The sequence below is a fragment of the Blastococcus sp. TF02-09 genome (genome assembly GCF_003319105.1).
Taxonomy (GTDB): Bacteria; Actinomycetota; Actinomycetes; order Mycobacteriales; family Geodermatophilaceae; genus Blastococcus.
The window spans coordinates 1-18,938 of sequence record NZ_QOHH01000006.1 but is presented as its reverse complement, the minus strand read 5'-3'; the positions used below and the strand labels follow the sequence as shown (position 1 = coordinate 18,938).

At 73.9% G+C, this 18,938-nt stretch carries 20 protein-coding genes; 9 read left to right on the top strand and 11 right to left on the bottom strand.

Translation table 11 applies throughout. The annotated features are described in order from the left end of the window. Positions 1-121 precede the first annotated feature (121 nt). The 3 genes from DQ239_RS20615 (at position 122) to DQ239_RS10365 (ending at position 2,838) form a co-directional block, all read left to right on the top strand. Positions 122-274, top strand: a complete 153-nt coding sequence (locus DQ239_RS20615) for a DUF5679 domain-containing protein (protein ID WP_012950213.1) — start codon at positions 122-124, stop codon at positions 272-274. Between the two features lie 117 nt (positions 275-391). Continuing rightward, entirely contained in the window at positions 392-1,444 is a 1,053-nt protein-coding gene (locus DQ239_RS10370) for a ThiF family adenylyltransferase (protein ID WP_113834353.1), read from the top strand. 71 nt (positions 1,445-1,515) lie between these two features. After that, on the top strand, positions 1,516-2,838 hold the full coding sequence (locus DQ239_RS10365) for an AarF/ABC1/UbiB kinase family protein (RefSeq protein ID WP_233489056.1): 1,323 nt from the start codon (positions 1,516-1,518) through the stop codon (positions 2,836-2,838). A gap of 100 nt (positions 2,839-2,938) precedes the next feature. Here DQ239_RS10365 and DQ239_RS20130 read toward each other — a convergent pair whose 3' ends face one another. The 4 genes from DQ239_RS20130 to DQ239_RS10350 form a co-directional block, all read right to left on the bottom strand. Next, complete coding sequence (locus DQ239_RS20130; protein WP_147252079.1) at positions 2,939-3,181, bottom strand: hypothetical protein; 243 nt, start codon at positions 3,179-3,181, stop codon at positions 2,939-2,941. Then, positions 3,178-3,546, bottom strand: coding sequence for a WhiB family transcriptional regulator (locus DQ239_RS21290; protein ID WP_304542680.1), 369 nt, complete (start codon positions 3,544-3,546; stop codon positions 3,178-3,180). The genes DQ239_RS20130 and DQ239_RS21290 overlap by 4 nt, the downstream gene beginning before the upstream one ends. A gap of 138 nt (positions 3,547-3,684) precedes the next feature. Beyond that, entirely contained in the window at positions 3,685-4,005 is a 321-nt protein-coding gene (locus DQ239_RS10355; RefSeq protein WP_147252077.1) for a hypothetical protein, read from the bottom strand. Positions 4,006-4,181: 176 nt separating this feature from the next. Then, positions 4,182-6,191 carry an ATP-dependent DNA helicase UvrD2 gene (locus DQ239_RS10350; protein ID WP_113834351.1) on the bottom strand — a complete coding sequence of 670 codons (2,010 nt, stop codon included), beginning with the start codon at positions 6,189-6,191 and terminating at the stop codon, positions 4,182-4,184. A gap of 125 nt (positions 6,192-6,316) precedes the next feature. Between DQ239_RS10350 and DQ239_RS10345 the strand changes: the two genes are divergently transcribed. The 3 genes from DQ239_RS10345 to DQ239_RS20905 all read left to right on the top strand — a co-directional run bounded on the left by DQ239_RS10345 (position 6,317) and on the right by DQ239_RS20905 (position 7,831). Then, positions 6,317-6,613 (top strand): mycoredoxin, encoded by a 297-nt coding sequence (locus DQ239_RS10345; protein ID WP_304542678.1) that lies wholly within the window; start codon positions 6,317-6,319, stop codon positions 6,611-6,613. A 7-nt stretch (positions 6,614-6,620) separates the two neighbouring features. Further along, positions 6,621-7,184 carry an ANTAR domain-containing protein gene (locus DQ239_RS10340; protein ID WP_233489055.1) on the top strand — a complete coding sequence of 188 codons (564 nt, stop codon included), beginning with the start codon at positions 6,621-6,623 and terminating at the stop codon, positions 7,182-7,184. 299 nt (positions 7,185-7,483) lie between these two features. After that, on the top strand, positions 7,484-7,831 hold the full coding sequence (locus DQ239_RS20905; RefSeq protein ID WP_233489054.1) for a hypothetical protein: 348 nt from the start codon (positions 7,484-7,486) through the stop codon (positions 7,829-7,831). Here DQ239_RS20905 and nudC read toward each other — a convergent pair. The 4 genes from nudC to DQ239_RS10315 all read right to left on the bottom strand — a co-directional run bounded on the left by nudC (position 7,828) and on the right by DQ239_RS10315 (position 12,499). Then, positions 7,828-8,805 carry an NAD(+) diphosphatase gene (gene nudC, locus DQ239_RS10330; protein ID WP_113834349.1) on the bottom strand — a complete coding sequence of 326 codons (978 nt, stop codon included), beginning with the start codon at positions 8,803-8,805 and terminating at the stop codon, positions 7,828-7,830. The two genes, DQ239_RS20905 and nudC, sit on opposite strands and share 4 nt — an antisense overlap. Further along, on the bottom strand, positions 8,802-10,163 hold the full coding sequence (locus DQ239_RS10325; RefSeq protein ID WP_113834348.1) for a pitrilysin family protein: 1,362 nt from the start codon (positions 10,161-10,163) through the stop codon (positions 8,802-8,804). Before DQ239_RS10325 ends, nudC begins: the two co-directional genes overlap by 4 nt. Next, on the bottom strand, positions 10,160-11,470 hold the full coding sequence (locus DQ239_RS10320) for a pitrilysin family protein (protein WP_113834347.1): 1,311 nt from the start codon (positions 11,468-11,470) through the stop codon (positions 10,160-10,162). Before DQ239_RS10320 ends, DQ239_RS10325 begins: the two co-directional genes overlap by 4 nt. 135 nt (positions 11,471-11,605) lie before the next feature. Further along, positions 11,606-12,499: a DUF2510 domain-containing protein gene (locus DQ239_RS10315; protein WP_113834346.1), complete on the bottom strand. Its 894-nt coding sequence runs from the start codon at positions 12,497-12,499 to the stop codon at positions 11,606-11,608. 56 nt (positions 12,500-12,555) lie between these two features. Between DQ239_RS10315 and DQ239_RS10310 the strand changes: the two genes are divergently transcribed. Further along, positions 12,556-13,317 carry a putative protein N(5)-glutamine methyltransferase gene (locus DQ239_RS10310; protein WP_113834345.1) on the top strand — a complete coding sequence of 254 codons (762 nt, stop codon included), beginning with the start codon at positions 12,556-12,558 and terminating at the stop codon, positions 13,315-13,317. On the opposite strand, the gene DQ239_RS10305 is transcribed toward DQ239_RS10310, so the two are convergent. Further along, positions 13,314-14,729, bottom strand: coding sequence for a M20/M25/M40 family metallo-hydrolase (locus DQ239_RS10305; RefSeq protein WP_113834581.1), 1,416 nt, complete (start codon positions 14,727-14,729; stop codon positions 13,314-13,316). The two genes, DQ239_RS10310 and DQ239_RS10305, sit on opposite strands and share 4 nt — an antisense overlap. A 57-nt stretch (positions 14,730-14,786) precedes the next feature. On the opposite strand from DQ239_RS10305, the gene DQ239_RS10300 reads away from it, so the two are divergent. Next, entirely contained in the window at positions 14,787-15,632 is an 846-nt protein-coding gene (locus tag DQ239_RS10300; protein ID WP_113834344.1) for an alpha/beta hydrolase, read from the top strand. Positions 15,633-15,776: 144 nt separating this feature from the next. On the opposite strand, the gene DQ239_RS10295 is transcribed toward DQ239_RS10300, so the two are convergent. Then, positions 15,777-17,147: an IS1380 family transposase gene (locus tag DQ239_RS10295; protein WP_113834343.1), complete on the bottom strand. Its 1,371-nt coding sequence runs from the start codon at positions 17,145-17,147 to the stop codon at positions 15,777-15,779. A gap of 193 nt (positions 17,148-17,340) precedes the next feature. Here DQ239_RS10295 and DQ239_RS10290 point away from each other — a divergent pair, with 193 nt between their 5' ends. Continuing rightward, on the top strand, positions 17,341-18,780 hold the full coding sequence (locus DQ239_RS10290) for a DUF4365 domain-containing protein (RefSeq protein WP_113834342.1): 1,440 nt from the start codon (positions 17,341-17,343) through the stop codon (positions 18,778-18,780). Here the strand turns inward: DQ239_RS10290 and DQ239_RS10285 are convergent. Beyond that, positions 18,773-18,938 (bottom strand): transposase (locus tag DQ239_RS10285; RefSeq protein WP_147252075.1); only part of this gene is annotated, 166 nt, incomplete at its 5' end. The two genes, DQ239_RS10290 and DQ239_RS10285, sit on opposite strands and share 8 nt — an antisense overlap.

The window sequence follows — 18,938 nt, the reverse complement described above, 5'->3', positions numbered from 1 at the left end:
GTGGGAACCAGCCGCTGACCGAACCGCCATCGGCCGTATCGGGGCGCACCGGCGCGGGTAGCGTTCCCGCGCAACGACGCCCGGCCTGCATGCCGGAGCGCCCCCGAGACGAGGAGATCCCGTGGCTGAGAGCTACAACGGCTACTGCGTGAAGTGCAAGGAGAAGCGCGACTTCGACGGCGAGGTCAAGGTCAGCGAGTCCGGACGTCGCATGGCGCAAGGCACCTGCCCGGTCTGCGGCACCAAGATGAACCGGATCCTCGGCAAGGCCTGAACCACCGGCCTCCCAGTCGCGTCGACGGCGGCGACCCCGTTCGGGGCGCCGCCGTCGTCGTCCCCGGGCCTGTGGACGGAGGCCCGCCGCACCCGCCGGCGCTGTCACGCTCCTCCGGTGAGCGACTCGGCCCGTCCCCTGCTGCCCGCCGCGGTCCCGCTGCTGCGCGGGGACGCGGACACCCTGCAGATCGGCGGCGTGGACACCGGTGACGGCCTGCTGGTGAGCCCGCTCCCGCACGGGCTGGCCGCCCTGCTGCGCGGCCTGGACGGGCGCCGGGTGCAGCGGGCCGTGGTCGCCGACGCCGTCCGCGAAGGTCTGGACGCCGGTGCGGTGACCGCCGTCCTCGACGGCCTGCGCGCCGCCCACCTCCTGGTCGACGTCGACGCCGCCGACCTGCTGGCCACCGACGCCGGCCCGGCCGCCGCCGCTCGCCAGGCCGCGGAGAGCCCGTCGGCCGAGGGCTGGCGCGCCCGGCGGGCCGCCGTCGTCGTGGTCGACGGCGCCACGCGCGTCGGCACCCCGCTCGCGGCGGTCCTCGCGGCCAGCGGCGTCGGCCGGGTGAGCGTCCGGGACAGCGGGCTGGTGGCCGCGGGCGACGCCGTCGTCGGCGGGGCGACCGCCGCGGACGAGGGACGGCCGCGGTCGGTGGCCGCGGCCGACGCGGTCCGGCGGGCCAGCCCGCTCACCGACCTGCGCCCGGTGACCGGGGGCGCGCTGCCCGACCTGGTCGTGCTCGCCCGCCCGTGGGCGGCGTCGGACCCCACGGTGGCCGGCTGGTCGCGCGCGGGGGTGCCGCACCTGGTCGCCACCGTGCGGGGTGCCACCGGTGTGGTGGGGCCGCTCGTGGTGCCGGGCGTCACCAGCTGCCTGCGCTGCGCCGACCTGCACCGGCGCGACGCGGATCCACGCTGGCCGCGGCTGGCCGCGCAGCTCACGGCCGGCGAGCCACCGCCCAGCGGCGCGACGGTGACCTGCCTGCTCACCGCCGTGACCGCCGCCGTGCAGGTGCTCGCCTACCTGGACGGGAACGCCGCCCCGGTCACGCTGGATGCGACCCTGGAGCTGTCCCCGCCCGACCTGCTCCCCCGGGTACGCCACTGGTCTCCGCACCCCGAGTGCGGCTGCGCCCAGCGAAAGCAGCGTGCGGCAGGGGACAATGGCCCGTGAGCGCGCTCGCGGGTTCGCCCGAGCCGCCTCCGCTACCGCGGGGCCGGGCACGGCGCTGACGAGGAGGACACGTGGGCGACGACCGACCGGTGATGCCGCGGGGCTCGGTGTCCCGCACCGCGCGGCTGGCCTCCCTTCCCCTGGGGGCCGCGGGCCGCGCCACGCTGGGGTTGGGCAAGCGGTTGTCCGGTCAGTCCGCGGACGCGGTGTCCGCGGAGCTGCAGCAGCGCACCGCCGAGCAGCTGTTCGCCGTCCTCGGGCAGCTCAAGGGCGGCGCGATGAAGCTCGGGCAGACGCTCTCGGTCTTCGAGGCCGCGGTGCCCGAGGAGATGAGCGCCCCCTACCGCCAGGCGCTGGTGAAGCTCCAGGAGGAGGCGCCGCCGATGCCGGTGCGCACCGTCCACGCGGTGCTCGCCCAGCAGCTCGGTGGCACGTGGCGGCAGCGGTTCGCGGAGTTCGACGACCAGCCGGCGGCCGCGGCCAGCATCGGCCAGGTGCACCGCGCGACGTGGCGGGACGGCCGGGACGTCGCGGTGAAGATCCAGTACCCGGGTGCGGCCACCGCGCTCATGGCCGACCTGAACCAGCTCAGCCGCTTCGCGCGCCTGTTCGCCGTCCTCTTCCCGGGGATGGACGTCAAGCCGCTGATCGCCGAGCTCAAGGCGCGGGTGGTCGAGGAGCTCGACTACAGCCTCGAGGCCGACGCGCAGCGCGGCTTCTCGGCCGCATTCGCCGACGACCCGCAGATCGTCGTCCCCCGGGTGGTCGCCAGCGCACCCAAGGTCATCGTCTCGGAGTGGCTCGAGGGCACCCCGCTGTCGCGGATCATCGCCAGCGGCACGCGCGAGCAGCGCGACCGCGCGGGCCTGCTCATGGCGGTGCTGCACTTCTCCGCGCCCGAGCGGGCCGGGCTGCTGCACGCCGATCCGCACCCGGGCAACTTCCGGCTAATGGCCGACGGCCGCCTCGGGGTCATCGACTTCGGGGCGACGGCGCGGCTGCCCGACGGCCACCCCGAGCCGATCGGCCGGCTGCTGCGCTGGGCCCTGGAAGGCAGGGCCGAGGAGGTGCTGGCCGACCTGCGCAGCGAGGGCTTCGTGCTGCCGACCGCCCAGATCGACGCCCAGGGCGTGCACGACTTCCTGCGGCCGATGCTCGACCCGATCGCGGAGCCGCAGTTCCACTTCACCCGCGCCTGGATGCAGGAGCAGGCCGCCCGCATCGCCGACCCGCGCCTGGAGGCCAGCCGGCTGGGTCGGCAGCTCAACCTCCCGCCGGCCTACCTGCTCATCCACCGGGTGACGATCGGGTCCATCGGGGTGCTGTGCCAGCTCGACGCCGAAGGCGGCTTCCGCGGCGTCCTGGAGGAGTGGCTCCCGGGCTTCAAGGGCTGAGCCGAGCCGGACGCATCGTGAGCGTCCGACCCGGCCCGACCGGCCCCGTCCAGAGGCTCGCCCCGAGCGGAGCGAGGGGTGAGGAGGACGGGGTCCTCTTTCAGTAGACCGACGCGCTGAGGCGCGCGGCGCGACGCACCGCCCGCTCCGCGCGTCGGGCCGCCTTGCGTGCCCGGTAGAGCCGGTGGGCGCGGGAGGCCGCCTGCGCCTCCTCCTGCAGCTCGCGCATCCGGCTGTGCGCCAGTGCGTGCTCGTACGCGTACATGATCGTTCCCTCGGTTCTCGTGGCTGGTGTGGACGCCCCCGCCGGGCGGGCGAGGGCGGACTGCTCTGCGGTGCTCACGCGGCGGTCACCTTCCGGGGACGGCCACGGGGGCGCTTGCGGGCAATGACCACCCCGCGGTCGAAGATCTCCCCTCCCCAGACGCCCCACGGCTCGCCGCGGTCCAGGGCACCGGCCAGGCAGGCGTCCCGGAGCGGGCAGGTGGTGCACAGCGCCTTGGCCTGCTCGAGGACGGTCGGGCTCTCGGCGAACCAGAGCTCGGGGTCCTCCTCGCGGCAGGGCACGGGGCGCCGGACAGGTGCCGGGGGCAGTGCTGGCTGCGGCCACCTGCGGGGCGGATGGGGCCCGTACGGCGGCGTTCCGCCACCGGCCCCGGGCTGGCCGGTGCGGCAGTGGGTCGTCGCGCGCTCGATCGTGTGCGGCACGGCCGCTCCTCCTCGTGCTCGTCGTCTGACGGCCGGCGGTGGCCCGCCGACCGAAGTCGGGGCCGGGTGCCGCGGAGAAACGAAGAGGCCGCGGATCCCGGTTCGGGTTCCGCGGCCTCGAGGAGGACCGGCGAGCGGTTAGCTCTGCGGTCTCCCCGGGGGGTGGATCCCGAGGGTGGTGGCGTTGGGGTGGATGTCGGTCGTGTCGGTGCTGGCGATCAGCGGGGTGGCGACGACGAGTGCCTGGAGGAAGGACTCGTGGGCGATGCCGCGCTTCTCGATCGGGCGCAGGCGAGCTGCCACGGGCACACCCGTCCCCCAGAGCGGAGCCGCGGCGGGCGCCATGACGGTCCGGGCGACGCCGCCGTCGACGACGGAGGAGCAGGCGTACGGGGACATGCCGGTGCGGCCCGGGCCGGAGAACCCGGCGGGGGCATCGGTCCACGTCGTGCTGATCACGTCCACCCCTCCTTCCGGGTCGCGAACTCGGCCGGACAGCCGTGCTCGGGCTGGGTGCAGCTCGTGTGGTTCAGGACACTAGGCGGGCGGTTCGGACGCGGTCAAACGAATTAACGACGACGTCCCGAACCGTGTGACGGCGCCGGTCGGCCCACCCCGGCGAGGCGTTGGGGGCCTCAACCGGTGACGGCGGCGAGGACGTCCTCGCCGTAGAGCTCGAGCTTGCGGGCGCCGATGCCCGGCAGCCCCGAAAGCTCCCGCAGGGTGGCCGGCCGGGTCTCGGCGATGGCCTGCAGGGTGGCGTCGGTGAACACGACGTAGGCGGGGACGGACTGCGCCTGCGCGGCCTGGCTGCGCCACGCCCTCAGCCGCTCGAACAGCTCCCCGGCCTGCCCCTCGAGCACCACCTTGGGCCGCTTGCCGGCCTTGCGGGCCGGCGGCGCGGTGGGCCCGGAGTCCGGCGCCAGGCCGGTGAGGAACCGGCTGCGCGGTCGCGCCCGCTTGCCTCCGGGGTTGCGGGACAGCGACCAGGACAGGACCAGCTGCTCCCGGGCGCGGGTCACCGCCACGTAGAGCAGCCGCCGCTCCTCCTCCACCGCGTCGGGGCGCGCCAGCGACTGGGCGATGGGCACGACACCGTCGACCAGTCCGACGACGAAGACGGCGTCCCACTCCAGGCCCTTGGCCGCGTGCATCGAGGCCAGGGTGACCCCCTGCACGGTGGGCGCGTGCTGGGCGTCGGCGCGCTGGGCCAGGTGGGTGACGAAGCCGGGCAGGTCCAGCGACGGGTTCTCCGCGACCAGGTCGACGGCGAGGTCGACCAGCGCCGCCAGCGACTGCCAGCGGTCACGCGCCGCTCCCCCGGCCGGAGGACGGTGCTCGACCCAGCCGGTGGAGGCCAGGACGTCGCGCACCGCGGGCACGAGCATGCCCGGCTCGCTGCCTCCGGCGGCCGCTCCGCGCAGGAGCAGCACGGCCTCGCGCACCTCCGGCCGCTCGAAGAACCGCTCGCCGCCCTTGAGCACGTACGGGACGCCGACGGCGGCCAGCGCGTTCTCGTAGACCTGGGACTGGGCGTTGATGCGGAACAGCACGGCGATCTCCGACGCCGGCATGCCCTCGTCGATCAGCGCCTTGCAGCGGGCGGCGACGGCGTCGGCCTCGGCCGGCTCGTCGGGGTGCTCGACGAACGAGGGTTCCACCGCGTCGGCCCGCTGGCCGAGCAGGCGCAGCCCCGGCAGGCCCTTGCGCCGCGGAGCCATGCCGATCAGCCGGTTGGCCAGGCCGACCACCTGCGGCGTGGAGCGGTAGTCCCGCTCGAGCTTGACCACCTCGGCGTCGGGATAGCGGTCGGCGAAGCCCAGCAGGTAGTCGGGGTCGGCGCCGGTGAAGGAGTAGATGGTCTGGTTCGGGTCGCCCACGACGCAGACCTCGGCCCGGCCGCCCAGCCACGCGTCGAGCAGCCGCTGCTGCAGCGGGTTGACGTCCTGGTACTCGTCGACGACGAAGTGCTTGTACTGGTCACGGACCGCCCGGGCGACGTCGGGGTGCCCCTCGAGCGCGTAGGCGGTGACCAGCAGCAGGTCCTCGAAGTCCAGGGCGCCGTCGCGCTCCTTGGCCTGCTCGTAGCTGGCGTAGACGGCGGCGACCGCGGCGGCCTCGAACGGGGGCTCGCGGCCGGCGGTCTTCGCGCGGGCCGGGTAGTCCTCCGGCGTGGCCAGCGTGGTCTTGGCCCACTCGATCTCGCTGGCCAGGTCGCGCAGGCTCGTGCGGTCGGTGGTGAGCCGGTGGCGCGCGGCCGCCGTCGCCACGACGCGGAGCTTGTTCTCGATCAGCGGCGGCATCGGCCCGCCGAGCACGCGCGGCGCGAAGTAGCGCAGCTGCCGCATGGCGGCGGCGTGGAAGGTGCGCGCCTGCACCCCGCCGACGTCGAGGGCCTGGAGACGGGTGCGGAGCTCGCCGGCGGCGCGGGCGGTGAAGGTGACCGCGAGGACCTGCTCGGGGACGAAGACGCCGGTGTGCACGCCGTAGGCGATGCGGTGGGTGATCGTGCGCGTCTTGCCGGTGCCCGCGCCGGCCAGGATGCAGACCGGTCCGGTGACGGCCTGCGCCGCTGCGCGCTGCTCCTCGTCGAGCCCGGCGAGGACGTCCTCCGCGCGGGACCCCGATCGGATGGCCGCACTCATCGGGTCCTCGTCCGTGTCACGTAGCGATCCTCCCAGCCGGCACCGACGTCATGGGGAAGCATCCCCAGGACGGCCGCGTTCACCTGGGAACACCGTGCGGTACGCCCTCCCGGGGGGGTGGACCCATGACGAACCAGCAGGGAGACTCCACCTCGATGACCACCACCCCCGCCACCGGCGTGACGATGTACACCACCACGTGGTGCGGCTACTGCGTCCGGCTGAAGAAGCTCATGCAGATCGAGGGCATCGACTTCGCCGAGGTCGACATCGAGGCCGACGAGAAGGCCGCCGACCTGGTGATGAACGCCAACGGTGGCAACCGCACTGTGCCGACGCTGATCTTCGCCGACGGCACCGCACTGACCAATCCGAGCATCGACCAGGTCAAGGCGCAGCTCGCCGCGGCCGCGGAGGCATGACGCTCCCGTGATCCCCGGTCCCCGCCCCTGGAACGGGCAGTCACGCTCGGTCGCGGCGGGTGACCCGGAGGACCCGGACACCGACACCGTCCACGCGCCGGTGGCGCTGACCCGTACGCCCGGGGGCTGGGCCGTCCGGTCGGCGGACGGCAGCGAGCCCGTCGGGGACCTCGTCGAGGGGATGTCGCTGGCCGACCTGGTCGCCGAGGAGTTCGGCGCGCTGCCCGAGCCCGACCGCTCCGCCCGCCGGTCCGCCCGCGGGACGGCGGTTTCGGCCGGCGCCGCCGTGGTGGACGAGGCGGCGCTGCGGATCGCCGCGCTGGAGCGCACGGTGTCCCAGCTGGAGCACGCCCTGGCCGCGCGGGTGGCCACCGAGCGTGCCATCGGGGTGCTGGCCGAGCGGCACGCGCTCAGCGCCCGCGCCGCCTTCGAGGAGCTGCGCCGGAACGCGCGCTCGCAGGGCCGGCCCGTCGCGGAGCTGGCCCGGGAGGTCCTGGACGGCCTGGCGGCAGACGCCCCGCCGGCCGCCGATCCCCCCTGCCCGGTGGTCGTGGCGGACGGCCGGTCCTGACCTCTCCCGTTCCGCTCTCCCCCGCTGCGCTGGCCGATCGTCTCGCCGCGCTGCTGGCCGACCTGCCCCCGGAACCGGGCGCCACTGCGCTGCGCGTCGCCGTCGACGGCCCCGAGCTCGCCGCGCCGGAGAGGCTGGCCGAGGAGGTCGCCGAGCGCCTGCCCGCCCGCGGGCGCAGCGCCGCGGTCGTCCGCGCCGACGGCTTCTACCGCCCGGCGTCGCTGCGGCTGGAGCACGGCCGGACCGATCCCGACGCCCGCTACACCGACTGGCTGGACGCCGGCGCCCTCACCCGCGAGGTGCTCGCTCCGCTCGGGCCGGGCGGGTCGGGCCACTACCTGCCGCAGCTGTGGGACCTGGACCGCGACCGCGCCGTCCGCGCTCCCCGGCAGCCCGGGCCGGCCGGCGGTGTCCTGCTGGTCGCCGGAGCGCTGCTGCAGGGCATCGGGCTGCCCTTCGACGTCGTGGTCCACCTGCGGGTGGCTCCGGCCGCGCGCCGCCGTCGCACGCCGGCGGACCAGGCGTGGGCGCTGCCGGCCTTCGACCGCTACGACGACGAGGTGGACCCCGTGGCCCTCGCCGACGCCGTGGTGCTGGCCGACCACGCCGACCGCCCGGCCCTCGTGCTCGGCGGCCGGTTCGCCTAGCTGTCGAACTCGCCGGCCAGCCAGCGGTCGATGATGTTCCGGGCGATCGAGACCGCCGGGGGCAGGGCCGACAGCCCCTCTCCGGCGAGCAGCTGCTCGCGGGAGAACCAGTGCGCCTCCTCGATCTCGTCCGGGTCGAGGACGAGCTCACCCGCGGACTCCGCGCGGGCCACGAACCCCAGCATCAGCGACTGCGGGAACGGCCAGGGCTGGCTGCCCACGTAGCGGACGTCGGTGACGCGCAGCCCCACCTCCTCCTCGACCTCGCGGACGACGGCGGCTTCCGCGGACTCCCCGGGCTCCACGAAGCCGGCGAGGATCGAGTACCGCCCGGGCGGCCAGATCGCCTGCCGGCCCAGCACCAGGCGCCCCGCCCCGTCGTGGACGAGCATGATCACGGCGGGGTCGGTGCGGGGGAAGATGTCCATCCCCGTCGAGCTGTCCCGCTGCACCCAGCCGGCCCGCTCGACGGTGGTCGGCGCTCCGGTCAGCGGGCTGAAGCGGTTGCGCTCGTGCCACTCGATGATGCCGATGGCCTGCACGAGCAGCCCGGCGTCGCGGTCGCCCAGCACGGTGCCCAGGTCGCGCAGCCCGGACCAGGCGTCCACCGGCTGCCCGCCCACGGTGAGCGCCCGCTCGCCGCGGACCGCCGCGTAGGGGACGCCGTCGGCCTCGCCCAGGAAGATCGCGCCCGCGGGCAGCTCGGGCCGTTCCTCCCACAGCAGCTCCGGACCGTCGGGGGTCTCGCGGACCGGCACGGTGCGCTGGACGTCGACGGTGAGCACCCGGACCGGGCGGCCGCGGGTCGGGTCGGGCAGCGCGCGGGCGAGGTGTGCCCGGTCGTGGGCGACGCGGGACAGGACGGGCACGCCCCCGGACGACGGCGTCGTGCCGTCCGGCCACGACGACGCCGGTGCCGTCATGCGGTCCGGGTTGTCCGCGGGGGTGCTGCCGCCGGCGGCGGGGACGGTCACGCGCCGCCGGCCCGTCGGACGGTGAGCGGCCCGAGCGCGGCCAGCTGCGCCTCGGCCACCTCGGCGTCGCCGACCACGACGGCGGTGAGGGCGCCCGGGGCGAGGTGGCGGCGGGAGACCTCCTGGACCTGGTCGACGGTCACCGCCTCCAGCGCCTGCTGGTGCTCGGCCAGCCACCTGACCGGGAGGCCCGCTCCGACCAGGGCGGACAGCGTGCTCGCCAGCCCGGCGTGGGTCGCCGTCGACAGCGCCATGCTGCCCAGCACGTAGCGGCGGGCGGCGTCCAGCTCCGCCTCGGTGACCGGGGTCAGCGCCATCCGGCCGAGCTCGTAGACCGTCTCCATGAGCGCCGGGCCGGTCACCTCGGTGGCGACGTCGGCCTCGACGAGGAACGACGCCGCGCCGGTCTGGTGCTCCACGGAGCTGCGCGGGCTGTAGCTGTAGCCGCGCCGCTCCCGGATGTTCTCGACCAGGCGGGAGGAGAAGTAGCCACCGAAGACCATCGCGGCCAGCCGGACCGCGGCCAGGTCGGGATCGGTGCGGGTGGGCGCGGGGCCGCCGAGCCGGATGTTGGACTGCACGGCGCCGGGACGGTCGACCAGCTCGGGGACCGAGGAGTGCAGCGTGGTCGCCGGGGCGGACTCCTGGGCGGTGCCGGTCCCGGTCCAGCCGGCCAGCGCCTCGGCGACGGCGTCGGTGGCGGCGGCCGGGTCCAGCTCGCCGACCAGGACCAGCGTGCTGCCGGCGGGCAGCACCCGTTCGGCGTGCAGCCGGCGCAGGTCGTCCGCGCCGATCGCCGTGACCAGCGCGGGGTCCGGGAGCGAGACCGCGTACGGGTGCCCGGCGAAGCGGCGGGCGCTGAGCGCCGCTCGGGCCAGGACCGACGGCTGCGACAGCGCGATGGTGATCCGCTCCGCCAGCCGGTCCCGCTCGCCCTCGACGCCGTCGGCCGGGTACGTGGCGGAGGTGAGCAGCTCGGCCAGCACGCCGAGCACCGGGCGCAGGCCGCCGGGCAGCAGCGTCGTGCCGAACAGCAGCCGGTCGCTGTCCGACGACACGGACAGCTCCGCGCCGTGGCCCTGGAGCAGCTGCGCGATGCCGGTCTGGTCGTGGGAGGCGGTGCCGAGCAGCACCGCGCCGGCGAGGACCGACGCCGCGGCGCTGTGCGCCTCGGCGGCGGCCGCGCTCGGGGCGGCGAACGGCACGCGCAACCGCAGCTCGATCAGCGGCACGCCCGGCCGCGGCACGACCACGACGCGCAGCCCGTTGTCGAGGGTGGTCTCCGAGGCGGCCGGGACCGGCTGCGGGCGGGGCTCGCCCAGCGGCGGGATCAGGGAGAGGTCCAGCGCGGCGCTCATGCCCGGCCTCCCGCCGGGCGCAGCTCGAGCTGGGCGACGGTGCCCGGATCCAGCGCCCGGGCCGCGGCCTGCACCTGCTCGGGGGTGACCGCGGCCAGCCGGGCGGCGAGCTCGCCGGCCAGCTCGGCCCGCCCGTGCACCAGCTCGGCGGCGGCGAAGGCGAGCGTGCGGCCCAGGACCGAGTCGGCCTGGCGCAGCAGCTGGGCCTCGGTGCGCGCCTGCACCCGGCGCAGCTCGTCGGCGGGGACGCCGTCGGTGCCGATGCGGGCGATCTCCTCGTGCACGGCGGCGGTGACCCGCTCGACCGGGACGCCGGCGGGATGGTGCACCTGGGTGGTGAGCAGGGTGGCGTCCCGGACGTCGAAGGGGTCGCCGAACAGCCCGACGTAGCTGCTCTGCGCGATGGCGGTGCGGTCGTCGTGGATCAGCCGGCGCTCCAGGCGGGACGCGTCGCCCTCGCTGAGCAGCTCGGCCAGCAGCACCGTGCCCAGGTACTCGTCGAACTGCGCGACCGGGTCGGGCATCCGCCAGCCGAGGGCCACGGCCGGTGCGGTGGCCAGCCGATCCTCGACGACCGCCGAGCGCACCGACGTCGGCAGGGGCTCGCCGGTGCGCGGGGTGGGCGGCACCTCCCGGGCGGCGACGGGCCCGAACCAGCGCTGCACGAGCCGCTCGGTCTCGGCGACGTCGAGGTCACCGCCGATGCACAGGACGGCGTTCCCCGGGGCGTAGTAGCGCGAGAAGAAGTCGGTGGCGTCGTCGACGGTCGAGGACTCGAGGTCGACGAAGGAGCCGTAGCCGTCGTGGGTGTTGGCGAAGCTCGCGAAGGCGACGGGCGGCAGCTGCAGCCACGGGAAGGCGCCGTAGGGCCGGTTGAGCACGTTGACCCGGATCTCCTCCTTGACCACGTCGATCTGGTTGCGGAGGTTCTCCTCGGTGATGGCCGGCGCCGCCATGCGGTCGGCCTCGAGGAAGAGGGCGCGCTCGAGCGCCTCGGCCGGCAGCGCCTCGAAGTAGTTCGTGTAGTCCTGGTGGGTCGAGCCGTTAAACGTGCCGCCCGCGGCCTGCACGAGACGGGCGTGCTCCATCTTCGGCACGTGCGCCGACCCCTGGAACATCATGTGCTCGAAGAGGTGGGCGAAGCCGGTGCGGCCCTCCGGCTCGTTGCGCATCCCGACGTCGTAGAAGACGCTCACCGCCACGACGGGCACGCTGCGGTCCGGGGCGAGGACGACGCGCAGCCCGTTGTCCAGCGTGAACCGCTCGACCGGGTGCCTCAGGGTCAGTGCGGTTCCGGCTGCTGTCACGGGCCCGACCCTACGACGGTGCGGCCGTGCGGACCGGTCGCGGGGCCCGGAGGGCTCCCGACCGGCACGCGAGGACGCGCTCAGCGCACCCGGGGAACGGCACGTGGCCGCGGTGTCGGCCGGAGCCGACCGATGTCACAGCACGTCGACGGCCTCGATGAGCTGGTCGATGACCCCGTAGAGCTCGGCGTGGGTGTTCGGGATGGAGATGTACAGCAGCGCCGGGTTGGGGCGGCCGACGTCGACGAGCAGCAGGGCGGCCCGCTCGCCGGAGGCGTCGTAGCCCTCGACGTCCCAGGAGAGCTGGAACTCGAGGAGGTGGGCCGCGCGGCCGTCAACGGTCAGCGCCTCGTCCCGCATGATCCGGCGCTCGTTGGGCTCCGGGTAGTAGTTGAGCCGCACGCTGTCGGCCAGCGCCGTCGTCGTCGCCTGCAAGCTGCCCGGGCCGCTCCACCCGAAGCCCTCGACCACGGGGCCGGAGGTCACCTGGGCGATGAAGCGGGTGCCGTCCGGGGTGACCTCCTGGGTGGTGAAGTACTGCCCGGCGACGGTGGCGGTCTCGACCATGCCGAAGGAGTCGAACTCCGACCAGCCGGTGCCCAGGTAGGGGTAGGCGATCCCCGCCGACTGGTCGATGATCCGCACGGTGCCGGGTGGGAACGCGGAGCTCGACGGCGGCTGACTCGCGGTGGGCCGCTCCACCGTGGCGACGGCGTCGTCGCCACCCCGGTTGCCGACGACGAGCGCCAGCACCACGGCGATGACCACGCCGAGCACCCCGGCGACGATCCAGGCGGCGCGCCCGCGGCGGGCCGGGCGGGGTGCGGGCTCGTCGGCCCACGGCGCCGGCCGGGGCTCGGCCGGCCGCTGGGGGGCCAGCACCGGGGACTGCTGGACGGCGACGCCCGGACCGGCCGGCGTGGCGACGTCGGACCACGCCGACCCGCTCCACCAGCGCACCATGCGCGGCGTGCCGTCGGGGTCGGGGTACCAGCCCGGCGGCGGCGCGGGCTGCCCGGACGAGGTCACGGCCCCAGCCTAAGCCGCGCGCGTACCGTGCCGGGAGCCGTCGAGGGAGGCACACCGTGGACGTCGCGCCCGCCGTGGTCGACCGGCTGCGCGCGGCCGGCTGCGTCTTCGCCGAGGACGAGGCCGCGCTGCTGGTGGCAGCCGCGGCGGACGACGGCGACCTGGCGGCCCTGGTCGCCCGCCGCGTCGCCGGCGAGCCGCTGGAGCAGCTGCTGGGGTGGGCGGCGTTCGACGGGCTGCGGATCGCGCTGCTCCCCGGGGTGTTCGTGCCCCGCGTGCGCTCGGAGTACCTGGCCGAGCGGGCCGCGGCGGCTGCCCGGCCGGGGTCGGTCGTGCTCGACCTGTGCTGCGGCTCGGGCGCGCTGGGCGCGGCCGTGGCGGCCCGGGTGCCGGGGATCGAGCTGCACGCCGCCGACCTGGACCCCGCCGCGGTGGCCTGCGCGCGGCAGAACCTGCCCGCCGCCGGCGTGCACGAGGGCGACCTGTTCGATGCCCTGCCGACGGCGCTGCGCGGGCGCGTCGACGTCCTCGTGTCGAACGTGCCCTACGTCCCGACGTCGGCGATCGCGCTGATGCCGTCGGAGGCGCGCGACCACGAACCCCGGCTGGCACTCGACGGCGGGCACGACGGGCTGGCCGTGGCCCGGCGGGTGGTGGCCGGCGCACCGGCCTGGCTCGCCCCCGGCGGCACGGTGCTGTTCGAGGCGAGCGCGGCGCAGGTGCCGGCCGCCGTCGCCGCGGTCGCCGCCGCCGGGCTGGTTCCGGCGGTGGACACCGACGACGAGCGCGGAGCGACCGTCGTCAGCGGCCGGCGCTAGCCGCGCGGCAGCGTCGCGAGTTCCCGCCACAGGTGCGCGGCGGCCTCGGCGCCGCGCTCGAGCATGCGCAGCAGCACCCGCTCGTTGGGCGAGTGGATGCGGTCGGTCGGGAGGCCGCTGCCGAGGAACACCAGGGGCGCGCCCAGCTCGCCGGCGAGGTCCGCCTCGGGGCCGCTGCCGCCCTCGCGGGTCAGCAGCACGTCGTCGGGCGCGGTGTCGAACGCCTGGCCGATGGCGCGCAGCAGCGCCTCCATCGCCGGGGAGTCCAGGTCGCTGGCGCATGGGGCGACGCCGCCGGGCGGGGTGTGCACCTCGGCGACGATGCCCTCGGGGAGGTGCGCGTCGACCCAGGCCTGCACCATGGCGCCGATCTGCTCCGGACGCTGGTCGGACACCAGCCGGAAGGTGATCTTGGCGTGCGCCTCGGCCGGGATGATCGTCTTGTGCCCGGGGCCGGTGTAGCCGCCCCACATGCCGTTGACCTCGGCGGTGGGCCGGGCACCGGTGCGCTCCAGGGTGCTGTAGCCGGCCTCGCCGGCGGTGGCGCGGGAGGCCGCGGGGCCGGCGAGCCAGGCCTGCTCGTCGAAGGGCACCCGGCCCAGGAGGTCCCGCTCGCGGTCGGACAGCGGGCGGACCGCGTCGTAGAAGCCGGGCAGGGTGACCCGGCCCTGGTCGTCGTGCAGCGTCGCGAGCAGACCGGCCAGCGCGTGCAGCGGGTTGGGCACCGCGCCGCCGAACGAGCCGGAGTGCAGGTCGACCGCCGGCCCGCGAAGCGTGATCTCGGCGTCGGCCAGCCCGCGCATGGCGGTGACCGCGCTGGGCACGTCGGGGGCGGCCATGCCGGTGTCGCTGACCACGACGACGTCGCAGTCGAGCCGGTCGCGGCGCTCGCGCAGCAGCGCGGCGAAGTGCGGCGAGCCGGACTCCTCCTCGCCCTCGACGAGCACCTTGACGGTGACGGCGGGGGTGTCGCGGCCGGTGGCCGCGAGGTGGGCCCGCAGCCCGAGCAGGTGGACGACGAACACGCCCTTGTCGTCGCTGGCACCGCGGGCGTGCAGCTCGGGGCCGTCCGGACCGTCGACGCGGGTGGGCTCGAACGGGGGGTGCTCCCACAGCTCCGGCGGGTCCACCGGCTGGACGTCGTGGTGCCCGTAGACCAGCGCCACCGGGGCGTCGGGGTCGGCGCTGGGCCACTCCGCGTAGACGGCGGGCGCGCCCGGCGTCGGCCAGATCTCCACCGTCGGGAGGCCGGTGCGGCGCAGCGCGTCGGCCAGCCACTCGGCGCTGGCCGCGACGTCGGCGGCGTGCGCCGGGTCCGCCGAGATCGACGGGATGCGCAGCCACGCGTCGAGGTCGGCGTGCAGGTCGTCGATGTGGGCGGAGACGAACTCGCGCTCCGGGCTGCTGGTCACGGCTGCCGACGGTAGCGCCGCGCGCACCGGGGCGAGCTCCCGGCTAGCGTCCGGGGCATGGCCGGAGAACTGCTGCGCACCGACGTCGGCGACCTCACCTTCGACGTGCGCGTCGACGGACCGGAGGACGGGCGGCCGGTGCTGCTGCTGCACGGCTTCCCGGAGACCTCCGCGTGCTGGGCGGCGGTCACCCCGCTGCTCACCGAGGCGGGACTGCGCACCTACGCCCCCGACCAGCTGGGCTACTCCCCCGGTGCGCGGCCCGACGGCGTGGACTCCTACGCGCTGCAGAACCTGGCGCAGGTCACCGCGGACCTGATGACCGCGCTGGAGATCCCGGTCGCCGACGTCGTCGGCCACGACTGGGGCGCCAACGTCGCCTGGGCGCTGGCCGGCTGGCACTCCGACCGCGTGCGCTCGCTGACCGCGGTGTCGGTGCCGCACCCGGCCGCCTACACCGCTGCCTTCCGCGTCGACCCGGAGCAGAAGGAGCGCTCGGCCTACATCCGGCTGTTCTGGCAGCAGGGCAAGGCCGAGGAGGTGCTGCTCGCCGACGACGCGCGCCGCCTGCGCCGGATGTACGACGTCGAGACCAGCGGCATCTCCCCCGAGACGGTCGACGAGTACGTGGCGGTGCTGTCGGCGCCGGGTGCGCTCACCGCCGCACTCAACTGGTACCGGGCGATGAGCTCCGACACCCGCGTGGACAAGGTCGAGGTGCCGACGACGTTCGTGTGGAGCGATGCCGACGTCGCCATCGGCCGGACCGCCGCCGAGGCGTGCGAGCAGTTCGTCAGCGGCGACTACCGGTTCGTCACCCTGCCGGGCATCACGCATTGGATCCCGGAGCAGGCGCCGGAGCAGCTGGCCGTCGCGATCCTGGACCGCATCGCCTCCAGCTGAACCCTGATCCACCGGTCCAGCTGTGGGTCCCCGGTTTCTGGTGTTTGTTGATGTTCGATCGGAGATGGGCGTGGGTGGTCGGCCGGTTCGTTCTCCGGCTTCTCCACTGCAGGTCTCCGGTCGTGCCGGCGGGTGCGGCGGTGGTCACGGGGTCGTCGCGGCTGGTGGGCTGGTCGCGGTGTCGAACAGCAGTCGCCATGCCTGGGCCCAGGGCCAGTCCCGGGGTAGGTGGATCACCAGTCGGCGGCCGGTAGCGGCGATCCGCGCGGCCACCGCGATGATCTTGGTGCGCAGGGTGGCCCAGCGGGCGGTGGTTATCCCGGCGGCCACCGCGGCGGCGCGGGCGAGGTTGAACGCGAGCACCGCGCAGGCCAGCCAGGCGGCGTTCGCGGCGTAGGAGCCCGAGGGCAGGTGCGCCAGCGGGCCGGCCTTGAGCTCGGCGATGACCTGCTCGACGATCGCGTGCCCGCGGTGGGTCACATCGGCGTCGATGGTGCTCAGCGTCGAGTTGGTGATGAAGGCGTGATACCGCCAGGCGGTGAACAGCTCGCCTTGCCCGGCGGGCACCGAGGCGGGGTTGAGCCGGGCGACCCGGCGCACCACCAGCCGGCAGGGCACGTGGTCGGCCTTGCGCCGGCCGGTGAAGGCGACGAAGTCGACCTCGGCGACCTCGGCATCAGAGATCCACTGCCCGGTCTGCTCGTCGAAGACCGCCTGCCGGTAACGGATCGGTGTCCAGGCGTCGGCGGCGATGCCGCTGATCGCCGCCCGAACCTTGGGGTCCATCCGGGCGGTCACCGAAAACCAGCTCCTGGCCGCCAGCACGGCGCCGATCAGGGCGTGGCCGTAGAACGCCGAGTCCGCCCGAACCAGCAGTTGCCCGAGCGCGCCGGCTCGGCGGGTGGCGCCGATCGCCCGGGCGGCCAACTGGCCCACTCCGGCCGCCGAGGCGCTGTTACCACGCCGCAGCCGTGCGGCGGTGATCACCGGCGCCGCAATCGGAGTCGAGGTGGTGGCCACGATCGCGTTCAGCCCGCGGACTCCGGTGTAGCCGAACGCAGCGGCCTGCTTGGCGTAGCCGTGCACCTCGCGCACGGTGTCGTCGATGTCGAGCAACACCATCCCGCCTGCGCCGCCGCCGGCCAGTAGCCCCGGCACCCGGCCCGCCAACCCGGCCAGGGTCACCGAGGCGGCGCGGTCGAGTTGCTGAACGTGTCCGTGGGTGAACGCGCGCAGGTGCGTGCCCAGCGTCGAGGGAGCGCGCACCCCGGAGAACAACCGAGGCATCCCGCCGTGACGGAGCACGTCCAGGCCGTCGATGGAGTCCGCGCCGGCCAGCATCCCGCCGATCACGCAGACGGTCTTGGCAGCTGCGTTGGGACTAGGCACCGTCAGGCCCGCCAGCTCCTCGTGCAGACCCGCGGTCTCGGCCAGCCGCAACACCGGCACCAGCCCCGCGGTCGACACCAGATTCGGGTCATCGAAAACAGGGCGGACCCTGTGGCAGGCTTTCACTTACGAAGTGCCCCTCTCGGGACGGCCGGCTGGAGACGTCGCAATCGACATCCTGCCTGCCCAGAGGGGCACTTCTCATCTCTCGACCCGCTCAGCGAACAAGATCACCGGTGGATTAGGGCTGAATCTCCGCGCGGAAGGCTAGCGAGGAACATTGAAGCCCACGAAGCCCAAAAGGGCTCTAAGTGCCCAGATGCGTGCCAGTCATCAGGAACGCATAGGGACCTCTGGGGCCAGCGATGTAATGAGCAACCTTCAACGCATCAACTGGGGGCCAGTGGAGAACACAAGGCACGACCTTGGCACGGACATCTTCTGCCAGGTGCGCGATGAGCGACGCTTTGATCTCGGCTTGTTTGTTGGCATTCAGGTCAAGTCGGGCGACAGTTGGTTTGATGACAAGATCAGGGATGAGGCTGGCAATGTCACGGGATGGTGGTACTACGAGAGTGAGCCAAGACACTTCGAATACTGGACCAGTCACACCCTGCCCCACTTTGTCGTATTGAACGACGAGGCAACTCGCATAAGCTATTGGGCGCACGTCACGCCAGACCGCTTGAAGAACACCGGCCAGGGCTTCAAGATCGCTATCCCGTCGGAGCAGAAGATCGACTTGGCGAACCTTCCAGCGCTTATTCAGGTTGCTGCAACCCAACGAAAAGGCTTCGAACTTGCCGGCTCGTCCTGGCGGGCTGGCGTAAGCGAGCTTGGCCCAGGGAAGCGACTGCGACACGCGCTCCTGGCACCGCGCTTGGTGGCACCGCATCGGAATGCCAGGCCTCAAGGAACACTGGAGCCCGAAGAGGCTATCGCCATGGTCGCGCTCGGGCGCTTCAGCGACTTCCAACAGCTCGCCACCGCGGACGAGATGACACCGGACACTACCGCAGCCCGACACCATCAGGAATTACGTTGGCGGTTCCTAGCCTGCCTTTGGGCGATCGCTGAAGAGGCCGATGATGCGCTTGAAATGACTCGATCACTTCTGAGCGACTGTTCGATCGGGAGTGCGGACCACGCAGCCGCCACGGCGCTACTAATCTGCCAGTTCGCCGCCGACGAGCAGTGGGATGAAGCCATAGCCATCGCCATGGCAGCATTGGACGGAGATCAATTAGCTCCCGCTGATAGCGCGTGGATCTCCTCCCACTTGGCAGGCTTACTCGTTGAAGTAGGTGGAACTGACGATGCAAGAGACGCTGCGCTTGGCGTCCTTCGGAACCTGGCTGGCCTCGAGCCGGACGTTACGACGCTTGCACTACAAGCCGCGGCCAGTTGGATCGTCTTCTCGACGGCCGACATCTCCGCCCACGTTACAGACCGTTCTGATCTACTTTCGTCAATTGACAATCCCGTCGCCTGGTGGCGAGAGCAGACCGCGAGCTACGGGCTGAACGACGCCGTCCTGAAGGAGTTCCGGGCGCGATTGAAGGATTCGACCGAGCGCTGGACGGTAGAAGATGTCGCTTACGCGCGGCTTTGGAGTGCCGCCATGACCGCGCAACTTGCCGCCGACTACGGCGTCAGCCGTCTTCATCTGCGCCAGATGGGCAGATACCCAGTTTCACAAGGCCTACAACTCGACGACTCCAGTATGGTGTCCGAAGGAATGATGGCTCTTCTTACTTGAGGTGGGGGCTGGTCAGTCCGCCGGCGATCAGGAGCATGCGTAGGCGGTAGTTGTCGCGGTTGCGGAAGCCGCGGGCGATGCGGCGGTGGAGCTCGATGAGGCCGTTTACGGCTTCGGTGCCGCCGTTGCTGGCCCGGCCGGTGTCGAAGTAGGCCAGG

What these genes read in the sequence shown, in the direction of transcription:
- DQ239_RS10290 (WP_113834342.1), top strand. Translation starts at nt 17,341, where the DNA reads ATGCGTGCCAGTCATCAGGAACGCATAGGGACCTCTGGGGCCAGCGAT.
- DQ239_RS10325 (WP_113834348.1), bottom strand. Translation starts at nt 10,163, where the DNA reads ATGAGCGCCGCGCTGGACCTCTCCCTGATCCCGCCGCTGGGCGAGCCC.
- DQ239_RS10345 (WP_304542678.1), top strand. Translation starts at nt 6,317, where the DNA reads ATGACGAACCAGCAGGGAGACTCCACCTCGATGACCACCACCCCCGCC.
- DQ239_RS10350 (WP_113834351.1), bottom strand. Translation starts at nt 6,191, where the DNA reads ATGAGTGCGGCCATCCGATCGGGGTCCCGCGCGGAGGACGTCCTCGCC.
- DQ239_RS10300 (WP_113834344.1), top strand. Translation starts at nt 14,787, where the DNA reads ATGGCCGGAGAACTGCTGCGCACCGACGTCGGCGACCTCACCTTCGAC.